The following is a 15,485-nucleotide window of genomic DNA, read 5'->3' on the forward strand; positions in this document are numbered from 1 at the left end:
CACTCATGCGCTCACCCTGGGTATGCTGATGATCTGTTCTTTTCCACGTCAAAACCTAATGTATTAAGGAAAATACAAAAAGAAGTTTTTAAAATTGTTTCAGAATTAGAAGAACCAGGACAGTTAAAGATTAATGTAAATAAAACGTACCATTCATCTAAAAGAAATAGAATGAGTGTGACAGGCTTAATACTAACTAATGATGGGAAAGTTTCTGTCGGGCGATGTAATAAAAGAAAAGTTAGAACAATGGTTTTTAATTGGGATACCCTAGATGAAAAAGATAAATTTTATCTTCAGGGCTACTTATCATTTTGTTCTTCTATTGAACCAGAATTCATCAATTCTTTGTGTAATAAATACGGCTCAGAAGTTATTGTAAAGATTCAAACTTATAATTAGCTATATTTAATTATTTAAGGGTTATTGTTTAAGTATAAGATCTCTAATAGTAAGTGTACGTAACGTATATTTTATTGAATATTTTTTAGGTGGATTTTTTAGTCCACTAACAACTTCATAATGATAAGGCTCAGTAGGTAACTACCGAGCCTTATTATCAAACTTTACTTCAGCTACTTCGCATAACTCGAAGGAAACAGTGCTCGTTTCGCTTCTTCATCACGTTCGGTTTTAAATTCAATGCCTTTACCAATCTCGCGAGCGCGCAGTGCAGCAGGGCGGGTGTTGATTGCGTTAAACCAACGCTTCAAGTTCGGGTAAGGTTCTAAGCCTTCTTCACCAAGTACGAAAGGTGCTTTATCAATCCAACCCCATGCAGCGACATCGACAATGGTGTACTCATTTCCGACGAAAAACTCACGACCTTCCAGGTGCTTCTCTAACACTTCGTAGTGACGTTGTGCTTCACGTAGGTAACGGTTCACAGCGTAGTCTAGACCTGCTGGCGCAGCATGACGGAAGTGTACCGATTGACCTGAATAAGGGCCAAGGCCGCTGGCGATAAACATCATCCAAGAGAGCAGTTCAGCTCTGTCTTCTGGTTGTCCCCCAAGCTCGCCAGTCTTCTCTGATAGGTACAAAAGGATAGCGTTAGAATCGAACACGCGCTGTCCATCGTCTTCAATGGCTGGTGTTTTACCGTTCGGGTTAATCAAACGATATTCCGGCGTGTGTTGCTCGCCCTTTAAGGTATCAACAGGAACGAGTTCAAAATCTAGGCCTGTCTCTTCTAGAAACAGAGCGATCTTCATTGGGTTGGGTGTTTGGTGAAAATAGAACTTAAGCATGGGGTAACTCCTTGTATTGATAATTCATTAAAGCACCTCTTGAACGATCGTTCAATAATTGATTTTAATTTATTTGAAAACCGGTTGATGCGTGTTTTAAATCTATGCGCTTAAAACTTCGTTATTAGAGCGAGAATGGAATCGAATGATTCAGTGTGTTGAATTTTAAGTTGTTGAAAAATGAGCTTAAAGTTGCTGTTTGGGCGTGTTGTTTTCTACGGAGTTCGGGTTTGTGAAGGGTGGTTTTCGGTGGAATAGGGCGTATGGAATCCTCAGTTAGATATTCCAAAATGATCGGTGAATTCCCCTTTAAACCAAAATTATCTCGATGCGCAGGCTTATTGGTAAGTTCAAAATCGTGATCTGTTGCCACACCTTATGCAACAAATGAATATTAACCTCGGAGATTCTGGTGTGGTTCACGGTTTTTTAATCTTGGGGGCTTACATTGGGGAGCAAATCTGATTTGAACACTTAACGACACAGGATTTTTCCATGAAAAAGAACATTATCGCGCTCGCTCTTGGTGGCATGCTTGCTTTTGGCGCAACACCTTATTCTTTTGCCGCTAACGATGGCGCAGTACAAGCTTCAGCGGATTACGCGCAGTTGGTGACTGAGCGACAAGTTGTCGACCAACTACTTCTTGATGCGTTGCAGGCGTTTAAGTCTCCGGCAAGAATTTCACACGCGGGCTTCACGGCCAAAATGCCAAGCAACATGGAAATTGTGACTAACCGATTGTTAGAAGCGTACCAGCTAGAACCTTACCGTACTGATTTGTTGATCTCGGCGGCGAATGCTCAGATCTACAACAAGAACGCAGAGCGCGCTATTGAGTTGTTTGAACAAGCACTGACGGTTGCGCCAGACGATGTCGATCTTCATGCTTACCTTGCGGTTTGGCTGCGTTTTGAAGGCAATGAAAGTGAATCCAACAAGCACATGGAGAAGCTAGAGAGCCTGAATAAAGGTAAGGCAGAAGATATTAAACGCATTTTTGCTACGGTCGACCGCGTGTTAGAAACTCCTCTTAAAGAGTCTGCGGATAAGGGGCTGTTGAGCGACCACGGTGCCATCGTCACTTTAGGCTACGCGCTTAACCCAGATGGCTCTATGCATGAAATCTTGATTGAACGTCTTGAAACAACATTAGCAATGTCGAAAGCGAACCCAGATGCGATGATCGTGTTAACGGGTGGCGTGCCGAAGAACCATAAGACTGAAGGCAAGTTAATGGCGGATTGGCTTATCGATAAAGGGGTAAGCAAAGATCGCATCATTGAAGAGAACTACGCGACCAGCACGGTAGGTAATGCCTTGTTCAGTAGCTATGCTCTTGCTCGTCATGATATTAAACATGCGACCATTATTAGCTCGGCAAGCCATGTTCGTCGTGGTCAAACTCTGTTTGAGATCGCTAGCTGGCAAACGGGTCCTCAGGGTATTACCTTCGATACCGTTTCTTACCCAGATAAGCCGCTAGAAGATCTTAAGAAAGCGAGCAGTGGTGAGCTTCTAGGCATCTACCGCGATGCGCTTAGAACCTATGGCATGTGGAGCTACCGTTCTTACCCATTAGAGTCTCGCTAGGCTTAGGGTTACTTCACAGCTGGCAAAATATAAGTTGCTAGTACAATCGAGCACAGCTAGATGGTATGCTGTGCTCCTACTTAATTTAGTGTTTCAAAGGCAAAAAAATGAACCCGATTTTAGCGATGTTGAAAGAGAACAATATTAGCGACGAGCAGATCAGCGAGCTATTCAAGACGTTGACCGAAAACCCTCTTGCAGCAATGGCGACAATCAGCCAACTTGGTTTACCACAAGATAAGCTTCAAATGCTGATGGGTCAGGTAATGCAAAACCCTGCGCTAATCAAAGAAGCAGTTGAAGAGCTTGGCCTAGATTTTTCTAAGGTTGAAGCCGCTAAAGAGCAACTTCAAAAATAAGTGAGTTTGACTGAGCTGATATCGTCTTAGCTTAATCAAAATTCAATGAAAAGGTCGTTTAAGTTCAGCAATAGGCTGTCTTAACGGCCTTTTTTGATCTTGGTGGCGATTATTCACTTTGATCAAGTTGTTTAAAATCATCCTCTCCGACCCTATGCATACCGACCATTTCAACACAATTGACAGCACCTTTGCCAAATATGCGTTGCTACTGACAATTTGCCTACTAGACTTAATTAACCTATGTGCGACTTGATATGTGCACCTTGATGAACAGTGCTTTTGGATGAGGAACGCCCTGAATCGTAGGGACATAAACATTAAACAATAGCGCTGTTTATTTATGGGTCACAACAAGAAAAAGAATAAGAGGGCACTCAAATAAGCCCTTTATTGAGCAGTGATTTTATAGGAAATGAGTTATGAAATATTTAAAGGAAACGGCTTTAGCGAGCCTTGTGCTGGCAGGGCTTGTTGGTTGTGGCGGAGACTCAGGATCATCAAGCAGTACGACACCCATTACCTTGAGTGTGAGTGATGCGCCCGTCGATGATGTTAAAGATGTGACGGTGACATTCAGCAAGGTGGCTTTACTTCCTCAAGGGGGAGGTTCGCCACTAGTTTATGACGTGTATAAAACGGATGACAATGGTAACTACGTTGACAAAAACGGTGATCCTTTGCCAGACGGTGAAGACCCTATTCCACTCAGTATTAATTTATTGGATTACCAAGGCAGCGAGGCGCTTCCTTTGATTAAAAATGAGGTCATCCCGGTAGGCAGTTATAAGTTGTGTGTGTTTGCTCATGATGGTGACCACCCAACAACACCTTCTTACGTTATAGAAAACGATGATACGAACCGTCAGTTAACGGTGAAAGGTAATGGCGCGTGCCCGCAAGGTGTGGGTAAAGAAGATAACGCTGGTGTGCTGTATTTTAACAACTCATTCAATGTGAACCAACAGAGTAACGATTTTGTTGTTGAGTACGATCTTCGACGCGGATTAAAGAACAGTTCAAGTCTCCCTGATTACACCATTCAAAGGACGTCTGTGAGCCTTATCAATAAGGTTGAGACAGGAAACATTGAAGGTACTGTAGCGACAACAACTTTTGGAGCTTGTAACCCGACAAATGACAATACCTTCGTTCAATCGGTTTATTTGTATGAAGGTGACATCGTTAAAGCTGACATGGCACCAATTGGTGGTACAGCGGAGAAAAAACCGATCACTTCAGCGTCAGTGACATTGAATAAAGCGCAGACCAACTATGAGTTTTCTCTGGGCTTCATTGATCCAGGGACTTACTCTTTAGGCTATACCTGTACCGCACAGCATGACAGTGATGAAGACAATGCTGATCCGGTTGCTGATGGTTTTGATATCTATGCTGTTGAAAATAGTGTTCAGGTATTGATTGGTCAGAACAGCCAAGTATCGTTTTAAATCTTTAACGTGATTAAGCATTCGAATAAATACGGCCTCTTATTTGGAGGCCGTAATGTTTAATGGAGCCAGCAGCCCTACGTTGTTTTTCTGTGTTCAGAGCACAGCCTTCAGTGAATTTCATTGATGAATAATTCTTATAATTGAATAAAATCAGTATCTCAGTTGTGAGAGTGCTGTTACTATCGCTATCAATAGTCGGGGGGCATATACCTTATTTGGTGTTTGCTGAGATCGTTAATCGAGACCCGTTGAACCTGATTCAGTTAATACTGGCGTAGGGAACTATAAGCACTCGATCTACGTCTGCACCCATGAAAGCTTTCATGAGCCTAATGCGACTTCTCCTTCGATCAGTGTTCGTTCTCCTACGTCTTGTAAGATAGTAGGAGCGACAATGACACACAGTTCTATTTCAAAAGATTTAACGCCAAAAGCCTCAACTACAAAATCCTCAACACAGCAGCACTCTGCTGAAGACACGATTCGCACGAATACTCCGATTGTTTTAACCATCGCGGGTTCTGACAGTGGCGGCGGTGCCGGTATCCAAGCTGATATTAAAGCCATGTCTGCTACCGGTAGTTTTGCTTGTTCTGTGATTACCGCGATCACTTCCCAGAACACTCAAGGTGTGTCAGCCATTTTCCCTATTCCACTCGACCATGTCGCTAGCCAATTAGATGCGGTTTTTACTGACCTCAATATCGTGGCAGTAAAAGTCGGCATGTTGGCTGATGCGCAAATCATTAAAGTCGTTGTGGACAAAATTAAGCAATACCAGCCTAAGCACTTAGTGATTGATCCTGTAATGGTTGCAACCAGTGGTGACCTTCTTTTAGAAAACGCTGCCATTACTACGCTAAAGCAAGAGCTGATTCCGTTGGCAGATATCATTACCCCGAACTTGCCAGAAGGCGCAGCACTTACGGGTAAACCGGTACCTGAAAGCGAAGCTGAAATGCAGGGCATGATTGAAGACCTGCGTGCTTTGGGTGCCAAAGCGGTACTCCTAAAAGGCGGCCATTTAGAGAAAGATGAGAACAGTAACGACTTACTGATTCTGCCAACCACGTCTGCTCTGATTAGCGCAAAGCGTTTTCCTACCAAAAACACCCACGGTACGGGTTGTACGCTTTCATCTGCTATTGCTTCTTTCTTAGCTCAGGGCAACACGCTGGCAGAGGCTGTGGACCTAGGCAAACAATACATTTCTCGCGCGATTGCTCATGCTGATGAGTTGCAAATCGGTCAAGGTCATGGCCCTGTAAATCACTTCTTCGCTGGACACGGTAATGTCCGTTAATACCGTTGGTGTTCAGCTCAGCAATGCCTCCTTACGTTATAACGACAGCGAGTACGCGACCTTGTCTGGGTTGTCGCTTAGCTTAAACGCAGGTAAGTGGACAGTATTGCTGGGTCGAAGTGGCTGCGGAAAAACCACGGTATTGCGTTATCTGGCAGGGTTGCTGGACGACAAGGTGGAGTGGCAGGGCACATTGGCAACCTCTGATGAATTGCCTTTAACGGATCGCATCGCTTACATGGCGCAGCAAGATTTGTTATTGCCGTGGCTATCGGTCATCGACAATGTTTGCCTGAGTCATCGTTTTCAAAATCCAGCTTCTGATAAAGCACGGCAAACCAATCAAGCACACGAGTTGTTAGCTGAAGTTGGTTTAGCTGATTATGCGAATGCGATGCCGGATCAGTTGTCTGGAGGCATGCGTCAACGTGTTGCTTTGGCTCGAACCTTAATGCAAGACAAGCCAGTGGTGCTGATGGATGAGCCGTTCTCTGCGCTGGATGCGGTAACAAGACATAAGCTGCAAAGTTTAGCGTGTGAACTGTTAAGAGATAAAACCGTTGTGTTGATTACTCATGATCCACAAGAAGCGGTGCGTTTGGCGGACAACTTGTATGTGTTGCAAGGCACACCTGCGAATGCTCAGTCTTTGTCTGTGCCTAACACGGCGACACCACGAGTGTTAGATGGTGAATGCGCTGAGTTACAACAAGCGATCTTAGATCAGTTGGAGCGTGATTATGAATGATCTAACGCGAAGCGAAGTTACTGATAGCTCCAAGATAGAAAACTCAATGGAGGAAAGTTCAGCTAACACACCAGCTAGCACTATACGTTCTCGTCAGATGAACCCTGTTGCTCGATTAATTATCAGCGGTGCTGTGATTCTCGGTTTATGGCAAATGGTAGTGGTTATCTTCGAAATGCCGAGCTTCATTCTGCCGACTCCCGCCGAAGTCTTCATCAAGCTAATCGAACGCTACGATGTGTTACTTAAGCACACTTGGGTGACTGCGCAAGAGATCTTACTTGGTCTATTGCTCGGCTTGTCCATGGGGCTATTTTTCGCCCTACAGATGTTGATGTTTGAACCGCTGAAACGTTGGTTGTTGCCTATCTTAATCGCTAGCCAAGCGATCCCTGTGTTTGCGATCGCGCCAGTATTGATGCTGTGGCTTGGTTATGGCATCGCTTCGAAAGTGGTGATGGCGGCGATCATTATCTTCTTCCCTGTGACCGCATGTTGTTACGACGGCTTACGCAATACACCAACAGGCTACCTTGATCTTGCTAAGACCATGGGTGCATCTAAATGGCAATTGCTTCGTCATATCCAACTGCCTGCGGCACTGCCAACATTGGCGTCTGGTATTCGTGTGGCGGTGGTGATAGCCCCAATTGGTGCAGTCGTCGGCGAGTGGGTGGGGTCGAGTGAAGGGCTAGGTTACTTAATGCTTCAAGCCAACGCGCGCATGATCATCGATGAGATGTTTGCGGCCTTGTTTATCTTGGCGGTGCTTTCAATCTCGCTCTACTTCATCACGGACAAATTACTTAAAAAAGCTATCCCTTGGGAGAACCAGTGATGGTTCGCTCAATAACTCTTTGTTTAATAAAGCTTCGCTCAAGGCTATTTATCTAAACAACACCTCGTTAAAAATTAGCTCGACACACACAATAAGAATATTCAAAAGGAAAGGTTAACTGTGAAAAATACAAAATTGATAGGTGCAGTGGCACTGCTTGCTTCATTGGTTTCAGGCCATGCATTTGCGGATTCTGAACAAAAGAAACTGACACTGATGTTGGATTGGTTTGTGAACCCGAACCACGGCCCAATTGTGATTGCTCAAGAGCGTGGTTACTTTGCTGAGCAAGGCTTAGACGTTGAAATCCAAGAGCCTGCAGACCCAAGCACACCAGCGAAACTGGTCGCAGCAGGTAAAGTCGATCTAGCCGTAACCTACCAACCAAGCCTAACTATGGATGTAGCAGCTGGCTTGCCTCTCGTTCGTGCATCAACTCTTATCGCAACACCACTGAACACGCTGATGGTTTTAGATAACGGCAAGAACGATTCGCTAGCGGATCTGAAAGGCAAAAAGATCGGTATTGCGATTGCGGGTAACGAAGAAGCGACCATCGGCACTATGCTAGCGCAAGAAAATGTTGCGTTTACAGACGTGCAAACCATCAATGTCGGTTGGGCACTGTCGTCTTCATTGGCATCGGGCAAGGTAGACGCAATCTGGGGTGGCTTACGTAACTTCGAAACTAACCAGTTAGCTCTTGAAGGCTTTAAAGCCAAAGCGTTTTTCCCAGAAGAGCACGGTGTGCCAGCTTACGATGAGCTGATCTTTGTGGCAAACGCAAAGCAGCACGACGATGAAGCGATCAAAGCGTTCAACAAAGCATTGGAACAAGCAACGACTTACATCGTGAACCATCCAAAAGAGTCATGGAGCGAGTTTGTGGCGTATTCACCAGATACGTTGAACAACGAGCTTAACCAACGCGCATGGAATGACACACTAACCCGTTTCGCACTTCGCCCTTCTGCAGTAGATATGAAGCGTTACGACGATTACGCGCAGTTCATGTTCGACAAAGGCATTATCAAATCACTACCAAAAGCCGCTGATTACGTACCGACTTTTGACTAAGGAATCTCATGAAATACCAAGACTTAATCCAAGCCTGTCAGCAAGATTGGCAAGACTACACCGAGCATGATTTTGTTAAAACGCTGGCAAACGGCACACTCGCTCAGCCGTGTTTTCTGCATTACTTGAAGCAAGATTTTCTGTTCTTGAAACAGTATGCCCGTGCTTATGCGTTGGCGATTTACAAAGCGAAAACGCTGGCTGACATGCGCCGTGCACTGCCAAGTGTTCATGCACTGCTAGATTCTGAAATTTCACACCACGTGACTTACTGTGGTGAGTGGGGGTTAACGGAATCTGATTTAGAGAACGAGCCTGAAGATTTCGGCACAGTCGCTTACACGCGCTACGTTCTAGATGCCGGAATGACGGGTGATCTTGTCGATCTGTATGCGGCATTGGCTCCGTGTTCAATTGGTTATGCCGTGATTGGTAAAGCGCTATTAGAAAGCAGCGATACTGTTTTAGAAGGCAACCCATACGCGAGCTGGTTACAGCTTTACGGCGGAGAAGAGTTCCAGTCTGGCGTGGCAACGGGCGCGGAATATTTCAATCAGCTACTGGCTGAAATTGATATTAACAGCGAGCGCGGTCAAAACATCGTTCATATCTTCAAAACCGCAACGCGTATGGAAGTGGCTTTTTGGCAGCAAGGGCTGAACGCTCTTAATGACTAATCACGGCTAAACCTTGTCGCTAGCCAACCTGCAGCGGCTTAAAACGACTTCTAACGAATAAGGACTTACCCATGCTAACTGAACAAATCATCCAATCGTTGCGCGCAGTACGAGAGCAAAAACCATTGGTTGTGAATATCACCAACTACGTCGTGATGAACAATACGGCCAATGCGTTATTGGCGATTGGCGCTTCACCTATCATGGCGCACTCACAACAAGAACTGGCTGAGATGATGTCTTTCTCGGGCGCGCTTGTGATTAACATTGGCACGTTAGACAGTGTTTGGACGCCAAGAATGCGTTTCGCGGTTGAACAAGCGAATGCGAACAACAAAGTGGTGGTTCTTGACCCTGTGGGTTGTGGCGCAAGTACGCTGCGTACCGAGACTTCTCGTGAAATTGCACGTTTAGCGGATAAGTTGATTATTCGTGGTAACGCGTCTGAAATTATCGCACTAGCGGGCGAGCAAGCGCAGAGTAAAGGCGTTGATGCGCTAGATAGCAGTGATGCTGCACTAGGCGCTGCACAGTGCTTAGTGGCTGAATACGGCGCGAATGTGGTGATTTCTGGCGAGACAGATTACGTTGTCACCAAAGACAGTGTTGTGACGTTAAACAACGGTCATCTAATGATGCCGTATGTAACCGGCATGGGGTGCACCTTAACGGCATTGACGGGCGCATTTGCTGCTGTTGGTGAAGAAAGTGGTTTGGCTGCAGCGGCGGTATTGGGCGTGGTTGGTGAGATTGCCGCTGAGAACTCACGCGGCCCAGGTAGCTTGCAAATGAACTTACTTGATGAGCTGTATCAGCTAGATGAAGAGACACTGATTCAACGTTTGAAGATTCAGTAAGCTCAACCTGGTTATAAGCATTTAGTTCACTAAAAAGCCCCCAACACGAATGTGCTGGGGACTTTCTTATTATATAAACCGTGTTCGCTATATTTTCAATAAGCGAGGCTCTAAATAACAGAGACTTTGAATAACAGAGACAGAAAGTTAGCTAGGTTCTAAATCGATTCACTTGGTTTTCTAAGTGATGAGCAACTTCGGTTAAGTCACTTGCTGCACCTGAAATGCTGCTGACCGACTCTTGGTTTCTCTGCGCGATGGTATTAGCACCTTGCGCATTTTCACCCAGTGATTTGGTTAAGCAATCCTGCTCATCGACGGATACTGCGATCTGGCTATTTGCTTGGTTCAGATCTTGAATGTGTTGGTTGATCACATGTAAGTTCTGAGAAGCTTGCTGTGCCTGAGTTGAAGCATCTGAAACCGTGCTGTGGCTCTCTTTGATCGACTCTAACGCATCTTTAGCGCCACGTTGCAGTGAGGTGATGAGTTCGTCAATCTGGCTTGCAGAATCTTGGGTGCGCTTAGCGAGCGTTCTTACTTCATCGGCTACGACAGCAAATCCGCGACCTTGTTCACCTGCGCGCGCTGCTTCAATAGCCGCATTCAATGCCAACAGGTTAGTTTGCTCAGAAACGCCTTTGATTACTTCAAGAATGGCACCAATGTTCATCGACTCTTTGTGTAGGTCAGTCACTTTCTGGCTACTCACCTGCATGCTTTCATCGGCGCTGCCAATTTCATGCAGTGTCTTGTCTACTTCTTTGAGTCCCATCGCCACATTCTCGGTGGCTTGGTTTGCAACTTGAGACGCGTGGTTAGCACTTGCAGCAATTTCTGATGTGCTAGAAGCCAACTGATCGGCGGCTGACGAGATATTGATCATCTCATTGTTTAACTGGGTCGCGTTAGCTGAGCTGGTGTTAGTCACTTGATTAAGCGATTCCGACATCTCACCTATACGCACACTAGAGCGGTTCACTTGGCCAACGATATCGCGCAGAGATTCAATGGTGATCTCCATGTTGGTCAGCAGTTCGCCTATCTCGTTTTTGCTCTCGATGTTCACTTCAACATTTAAGTTGCCTTGAGAAAGCTCGTTTGTGATCTGTTTAACCTGTGCGATGCCTTTGGTAATAGAGCGAGTCACTAACACAGCACTCGTCATGCCAATAACTAACGCAACACCGGTTAGCAAGAAGATGATCTGAATCGAACGTTTTTCACTGGCCTGCAGTACAGGGGTGAGTGCTTGTTTCTGCTGCTCCAGAATACGTTGAGCATCAGCCACAGCGATTGCCAAGCTGTCGCCAATCGAGGCAAGAGTTGCCGTTCTTTGCGTGTTCTCGATCATTTGTTGATGAACTTGCTCAAAGCCTTTTGCATACGCTTCGCGCTGGTTAGAGAAATCTTCAATCAACTCGCTTTGGTAAGGGGATGATTTGAGAGATTCAATGTCGCCTTCGATACCCGGCAACGCGTATTCAAAGATATCTTTACCGGCTTCATAGGTTTTGAGGTCGTTGTTGTTTGAGTAACTCAGCACAGTGATCTTGGCGGCGAGGAAGTTCTCCATCAACATACCCGCGTATAAGCTCGCGTTTGGATCGTTGTTGTTGTAAGACTCATACAACAAGCTCTGAGCAGCTTTTAGTGCGTTGGTTTCTCGTGTGACCATTTCCACGTTAACTAACTGTTCAATGAGCAGTTGGCTCTGTTTCATTGAACCATAAGCCGCATCAAACGCTGCGACGCTGTCTTGCACTAATTGCAGGCTCGACAAGCTGTCTGTATTGGTGGTGGTTTGGATTAAGTTGTTCAGCAGTTCATCAATCGCAAGTTTGCTCGATTGATAATTCGCTTCATATTGATCATCCAATGACTCTAAGTAACGTTCAGAGGCTAAACGCATCTGAAGAAAGTGCACTTGAATGTTGCCTGACAATGTCGCCTTGTGGCTGAGTTCACTGTATTGACTAAAGCCGTTCGACAAGGTTTGAATACCTTTGTAACTCACAAGGCCTGAAATGACGAAAAAGAGCAAGCAGATGGCATAACCCAGCTTGATCTTGAGCGCTATAGAAAGGTGGCGCATAACTATCCCTATATTGACCTGATTCCTTCATAGGGGAGTATTTCATAAAACAGCATTCTGGGCATGCTAAAGCGAATAGTTTGTGTAATAAGTAACGCTTTTGTTAAAAAAATCAGGTTTTCCGATATGCTTTCAACGAGTTGCGTATTTGAATTCCCCCGCCTAACTTAAGGAATTAAGTGCTAACTTCCATGCATAGGATGTGATTTGTCGGTAAAATGGCAGAAAACCAATTCTAAAAATCGACTTCAAAGGTACGCGATGAACCCTTATAAACTTTATCTGGTGACAGACGACCAACAAGATCTAGAAACGCTTAAGTTCGTAGTTGAGCAAGCGGTAGCTGGTGGCGTCACTATGGTTCAAGTAAGAGAAAAGCATGGGGACGTAAGAGCGTTCATTGAGCGTGCAGAAGCCGTTAAATCGATTTTATCTGGAACGGGTGTGCCCTTGATCATTAATGATCGAGTCGATGTGGCATTGGCCGTTGATGCCGATGGTTTGCACTTGGGGCAATCGGATATGCCAGCCGTGTTAGCACGCAAGCTGATTGGCGCGGATAAGATTCTTGGTTTATCGATTGAGACGGAGCAACAGCTACAAGAAGCCGATAGCTTGCCGATTGATTACATTGGCCTTAGTGCGCTGTTTGCGACACCGACCAAGACAAATCTTAAGAAACACTGGGGTTACGAAGGCATTCAAATGGCGTTAGAAACGACCAAGCTTCCAATTGTTGGGATTGGCGGTATTAACGAATCGAACATCCCACAGCTGACTGAAACGGGCATTCATGGATTGGCATTGGTGTCTGCGATATGTCACGCAGAAGATCCGAAACAAGCGACGCAGGATTTGCTGTCCCTAATGGGAGAGTGAAGGGGGGAATAGACTAGAAAACAAATGAGACTCGTCATTTGTTTTCTAGTTAGATCGCATTAAAGCGTTCGATGCAGTAGCCAGTAAAAGGTGTGGTCTAACTTACTGGATACACAGAGCAACGGTGCCGATGATCATAAGAACGATCGCAGCGTACCAGCCGTATTGCGCAGTTTTATCAGCAACGAAAATCCTAATGTAGTTGATCTCTTCGTGCGCCATTGCGATGAAGTCGGTGTAGTTAATCGATAACTCACGGCTAGCGTCTTTCAGGTCTTGCTGAAGCTTGTTGAAAGACTCATCGATGAAGCCTTTTGTTTCCGAAGCAGACGGAGTAGCAGTTAACGCTAGGCTATTCCATACAGCCATACGCGATTCATATTCGCTTTCACTGACACAATTAAGTACGCGTAAATCATACTCTCGTTTGTTACGCTCTTTACCCATTTTCTCAGGGCAAATATTTCTTAAAACGTTCACGACAAATTTTCCAAAAGGTTCATTTAGATATAGAAAAGCACTCAAAGAGCGCTCATAAACTGGGGTGAATTAAATTCAAAAAGTGATCTATTTGAAGCTGTCATCAGTGGCTGCGATGCAAAACACTCATGTGGGAGATTTGAAGTTAGGTCAGTGGTGTTAAAGAGCGATTTGGGTCTGTCTGCATTCGTTTGAAAAGACAAACCCGTTGGGATCGCAGTGTAGTTAGGTCACTTTGGGACATCAACTAGGGTGTTTTGTCCAGACGACAAAGATATTTATCGGTGAAACGTGTAGAAATGCGGTAGTACGGAGAAACGCACTACCGATATTGCAATGTAGTGTTGAGCTAGTTTGCCTGCCATTGATTGTATTGCAGTGAATACCCTTCTAATTTCTCAATCAGACTGGTTAGCACTGGTCCATTAATGTGGCTACGCGACACCAAGCAACCGACAGGGGTTATCCAGCCGCCATGCTCGTGTGCCACTGGCAGAGCAACCAAGTCACCTTTCTGAATGCCTTCCATCACCATCATTTCTGGCACATTTGCCCACCCTACGTTCTGTTCAACGAGATCGATGATCGTTTTGTGGTTGTTGGCATACCAAAGCATGGAGCTGATGCCATAGGTGAACCACAATTCGCGCTGCTTCGAACTACGATGCACACATTGGCGGTAGCGCTTTAGGTCTGAGTCTTGAACGACGGGCATTTGGCTCAGTTCGTGAGTGGCGGAGCTAACCGTAAGAAAACGTGCTTGGCCCAGTAAGAAGAAGTCCATATCCACTTTAAGTTCACCATCCGCATAGATGATTCCTATCTGCGCTTTGCCACGTCTCACTAAGTCTTCAACATCGAAGGTTGAGGTGGTAATAATATCGAAGTGTGTGATTGGAAACTGATCGGCTAGTGAGCTGATTATCTTAATGAAATTCTTATCTATGATGCTCTCATCAATGGCAATGATCAGTTCGTGTTCATCTTCTTGTGTCAGCGATTCTACTTTTTGGTCGAAGTACTTTTGTTGGTCGAGAATCGACTTAGCGACAGGCAATAAGGCTTTACCTGTGTTGGTCAAAACAGGGATGTTTTTCTCGCGGTTAAACAGCTCTTGGTCGATAGCTATTTCTAGGTTGGCGATCGATTGGCTGACACCAGACTGAGCGCGTTTCAGCTTGCGTGCTGCAGCAGAAAAAGAGCCACTTTCACACACGGTGACGAAGACTTTTAATTGCTCAAAACTGTACATGTTACCTCTCGCTCAATACCAAATGGGATGATAATGCTCAGGCTATCACTAATCCTGATGGCTGTTAACTTTCTCTTATTATTTCCGATGACATAATCCGAGCTAATCCAACACAGACTAGATTATTTAGAGGAATGTATGAGTACTTTAGAAAGAGTGTTCCACTCAGTGTTATTCGAAGTTTTGGCCGTAACACTTTCAATTATAGGCTTGGCGATATTTACCGATCATGATGTGAATGCCTTATCAGGAACCATGATAGTTGTTGCTACAATCGCTATGATTTGGAATTACTGTTTTAACCGCATTTTTGATCGCTACTTTACGGGTGAAAAATCTCAGCGTTCACTTAAGCTGAGAATATTCCATGTGGTTTTGTTTGAAGCAGGCTTGTTGATAGCGACGATCCCAGTGATGGCTTTCTTGCTTAATGTGGGGATTTGGCAGGCATTCTTAATGGATATCGGCGTGACCATTTTTATTACCATTTACGCGTTTGTGTTTAATCTGATTTACGATCACGTGAGAGCCTTCTTGGTGCACAGATCTTTCGCGGTTAAATTTAGAGCGAGCTAAAAATGGTCTTAATCGTGGCGAGGGAGAAGTAACCTCGTCATTCTAAG

15 protein-coding genes, 1 pseudogene and 1 riboswitch are annotated in these 15,485 nt (G+C 45.0%); of the genes and pseudogenes, 12 read left to right on the top strand and 4 right to left on the bottom strand.

Annotated features, from left to right (window positions below):
- Positions 1-402, top strand: a pseudogene (locus AB4407_RS10590) (RNA-directed DNA polymerase); the annotation flags it as partial.
- Positions 403-575: 173 nt separating this feature from the next.
- Here the strand turns inward: AB4407_RS10590 and AB4407_RS10595 are convergent.
- A complete protein-coding gene (locus AB4407_RS10595; protein WP_372120515.1) occupies positions 576-1,250 on the bottom strand; it encodes a glutathione S-transferase family protein in 675 nt (224 codons plus the stop codon).
- Positions 1,251-1,745: 495 nt separating this feature from the next.
- On the opposite strand from AB4407_RS10595, the gene AB4407_RS10600 reads away from it, so the two are divergent.
- From AB4407_RS10600 to thiM, 9 genes are all read left to right on the top strand, one after another.
- The gene (locus tag AB4407_RS10600; protein ID WP_372120516.1) at positions 1,746-2,843 is read left to right on the top strand and encodes an ElyC/SanA/YdcF family protein; all 1,098 of its coding nucleotides are present in this window, start codon (positions 1,746-1,748) and stop codon (positions 2,841-2,843) included.
- Positions 2,844-2,950: 107 nt separating this feature from the next.
- Positions 2,951-3,202: a DUF2999 family protein gene (locus tag AB4407_RS10605; protein ID WP_004731647.1), complete on the top strand. Its 252-nt coding sequence runs from the start codon at positions 2,951-2,953 to the stop codon at positions 3,200-3,202.
- A 422-nt stretch (positions 3,203-3,624) separates the two neighbouring features.
- Positions 3,625-4,653 carry a DUF4382 domain-containing protein gene (locus tag AB4407_RS10610; protein ID WP_372120517.1) on the top strand — a complete coding sequence of 343 codons (1,029 nt, stop codon included), beginning with the start codon at positions 3,625-3,627 and terminating at the stop codon, positions 4,651-4,653.
- A 189-nt stretch (positions 4,654-4,842) separates the two neighbouring features.
- Positions 4,843-4,954, top strand: a riboswitch (TPP riboswitch).
- Between the two features lie 96 nt (positions 4,955-5,050).
- Complete coding sequence (thiD, locus tag AB4407_RS10615) at positions 5,051-5,959, top strand: bifunctional hydroxymethylpyrimidine kinase/phosphomethylpyrimidine kinase (RefSeq protein ID WP_372120518.1); 909 nt, start codon at positions 5,051-5,053, stop codon at positions 5,957-5,959.
- Positions 5,949-6,707 carry an ABC transporter ATP-binding protein gene (locus tag AB4407_RS10620; RefSeq protein WP_372120519.1) on the top strand — a complete coding sequence of 253 codons (759 nt, stop codon included), beginning with the start codon at positions 5,949-5,951 and terminating at the stop codon, positions 6,705-6,707. The genes thiD and AB4407_RS10620 overlap by 11 nt, the downstream gene beginning before the upstream one ends.
- Positions 6,708-6,804: 97 nt before the next feature.
- Positions 6,805-7,545: an ABC transporter permease gene (locus AB4407_RS10625; protein WP_372120584.1), complete on the top strand. Its 741-nt coding sequence runs from the start codon at positions 6,805-6,807 to the stop codon at positions 7,543-7,545.
- 120 nt (positions 7,546-7,665) lie between these two features.
- Entirely contained in the window at positions 7,666-8,622 is a 957-nt protein-coding gene (locus tag AB4407_RS10630) for an ABC transporter substrate-binding protein (RefSeq protein WP_372120520.1), read from the top strand.
- 8 nt (positions 8,623-8,630) lie between these two features.
- Positions 8,631-9,299, top strand: coding sequence for a thiaminase II (gene tenA, locus AB4407_RS10635; protein ID WP_372120521.1), 669 nt, complete (start codon positions 8,631-8,633; stop codon positions 9,297-9,299).
- Between the two features lie 71 nt (positions 9,300-9,370).
- The gene (thiM, locus tag AB4407_RS10640) at positions 9,371-10,156 is read left to right on the top strand and encodes a hydroxyethylthiazole kinase (RefSeq protein WP_372120522.1); all 786 of its coding nucleotides are present in this window, start codon (positions 9,371-9,373) and stop codon (positions 10,154-10,156) included.
- Between the two features lie 151 nt (positions 10,157-10,307).
- On the opposite strand, the gene AB4407_RS10645 is transcribed toward thiM, so the two are convergent.
- Positions 10,308-12,251 carry a methyl-accepting chemotaxis protein gene (locus AB4407_RS10645; RefSeq protein WP_372120523.1) on the bottom strand — a complete coding sequence of 648 codons (1,944 nt, stop codon included), beginning with the start codon at positions 12,249-12,251 and terminating at the stop codon, positions 10,308-10,310.
- Positions 12,252-12,512: 261 nt separating this feature from the next.
- Between AB4407_RS10645 and thiE the strand changes: the two genes are divergently transcribed.
- Positions 12,513-13,130, top strand: a complete 618-nt coding sequence (gene thiE, locus AB4407_RS10650; protein WP_372120524.1) for a thiamine phosphate synthase — start codon at positions 12,513-12,515, stop codon at positions 13,128-13,130.
- 102 nt (positions 13,131-13,232) lie between these two features.
- Here the strand turns inward: thiE and AB4407_RS10655 are convergent, their stop codons facing one another.
- Together AB4407_RS10655 and AB4407_RS10660 are read right to left on the bottom strand one after the other, a co-directional pair.
- On the bottom strand, positions 13,233-13,577 hold the full coding sequence (locus AB4407_RS10655; protein WP_008216337.1) for a hypothetical protein: 345 nt from the start codon (positions 13,575-13,577) through the stop codon (positions 13,233-13,235).
- Between the two features lie 382 nt (positions 13,578-13,959).
- Entirely contained in the window at positions 13,960-14,862 is a 903-nt protein-coding gene (locus AB4407_RS10660) for a LysR family transcriptional regulator (RefSeq protein ID WP_372120525.1), read from the bottom strand.
- Positions 14,863-15,000: 138 nt separating this feature from the next.
- Between AB4407_RS10660 and AB4407_RS10665 the strand changes: the two genes are divergently transcribed.
- Positions 15,001-15,438, top strand: coding sequence for a PACE efflux transporter (locus AB4407_RS10665; protein WP_372120526.1), 438 nt, complete (start codon positions 15,001-15,003; stop codon positions 15,436-15,438).
- The last annotated feature ends 47 nt before the right edge of the window (positions 15,439-15,485 follow it).

Source organism: Vibrio sp. 10N.261.46.E11, from assembly GCF_041472735.1.
Taxonomy (GTDB): domain Bacteria; phylum Pseudomonadota; class Gammaproteobacteria; order Enterobacterales; family Vibrionaceae; genus Vibrio.

Bases quoted from the DNA above. Each gene is read 5' to 3' on its own strand.
- AB4407_RS10595 (WP_372120515.1), bottom strand. From the start codon at position 1,250: ATGCTTAAGTTCTATTTTCACCAAACACCCAACCCAATGAAGATCGCT.
- AB4407_RS10600 (WP_372120516.1), top strand. From the start codon at position 1,746: ATGAAAAAGAACATTATCGCGCTCGCTCTTGGTGGCATGCTTGCTTTT.
- AB4407_RS10605 (WP_004731647.1), top strand. From the start codon at position 2,951: ATGAACCCGATTTTAGCGATGTTGAAAGAGAACAATATTAGCGACGAG.
- AB4407_RS10610 (WP_372120517.1), top strand. From the start codon at position 3,625: ATGAAATATTTAAAGGAAACGGCTTTAGCGAGCCTTGTGCTGGCAGGG.
- thiD (WP_372120518.1), top strand. From the start codon at position 5,051: ATGACACACAGTTCTATTTCAAAAGATTTAACGCCAAAAGCCTCAACT.
- AB4407_RS10620 (WP_372120519.1), top strand. From the start codon at position 5,949: ATGTCCGTTAATACCGTTGGTGTTCAGCTCAGCAATGCCTCCTTACGT.
- AB4407_RS10625 (WP_372120584.1), top strand. From the start codon at position 6,805: ATGAACCCTGTTGCTCGATTAATTATCAGCGGTGCTGTGATTCTCGGT.
- tenA (WP_372120521.1), top strand. From the start codon at position 8,631: ATGAAATACCAAGACTTAATCCAAGCCTGTCAGCAAGATTGGCAAGAC.
- thiM (WP_372120522.1), top strand. From the start codon at position 9,371: ATGCTAACTGAACAAATCATCCAATCGTTGCGCGCAGTACGAGAGCAA.
- AB4407_RS10645 (WP_372120523.1), bottom strand. From the start codon at position 12,251: ATGCGCCACCTTTCTATAGCGCTCAAGATCAAGCTGGGTTATGCCATC.
- thiE (WP_372120524.1), top strand. From the start codon at position 12,513: ATGAACCCTTATAAACTTTATCTGGTGACAGACGACCAACAAGATCTA.
- AB4407_RS10655 (WP_008216337.1), bottom strand. From the start codon at position 13,577: ATGGGTAAAGAGCGTAACAAACGAGAGTATGATTTACGCGTACTTAAT.
- AB4407_RS10660 (WP_372120525.1), bottom strand. From the start codon at position 14,862: ATGTACAGTTTTGAGCAATTAAAAGTCTTCGTCACCGTGTGTGAAAGT.
- AB4407_RS10665 (WP_372120526.1), top strand. From the start codon at position 15,001: ATGAGTACTTTAGAAAGAGTGTTCCACTCAGTGTTATTCGAAGTTTTG.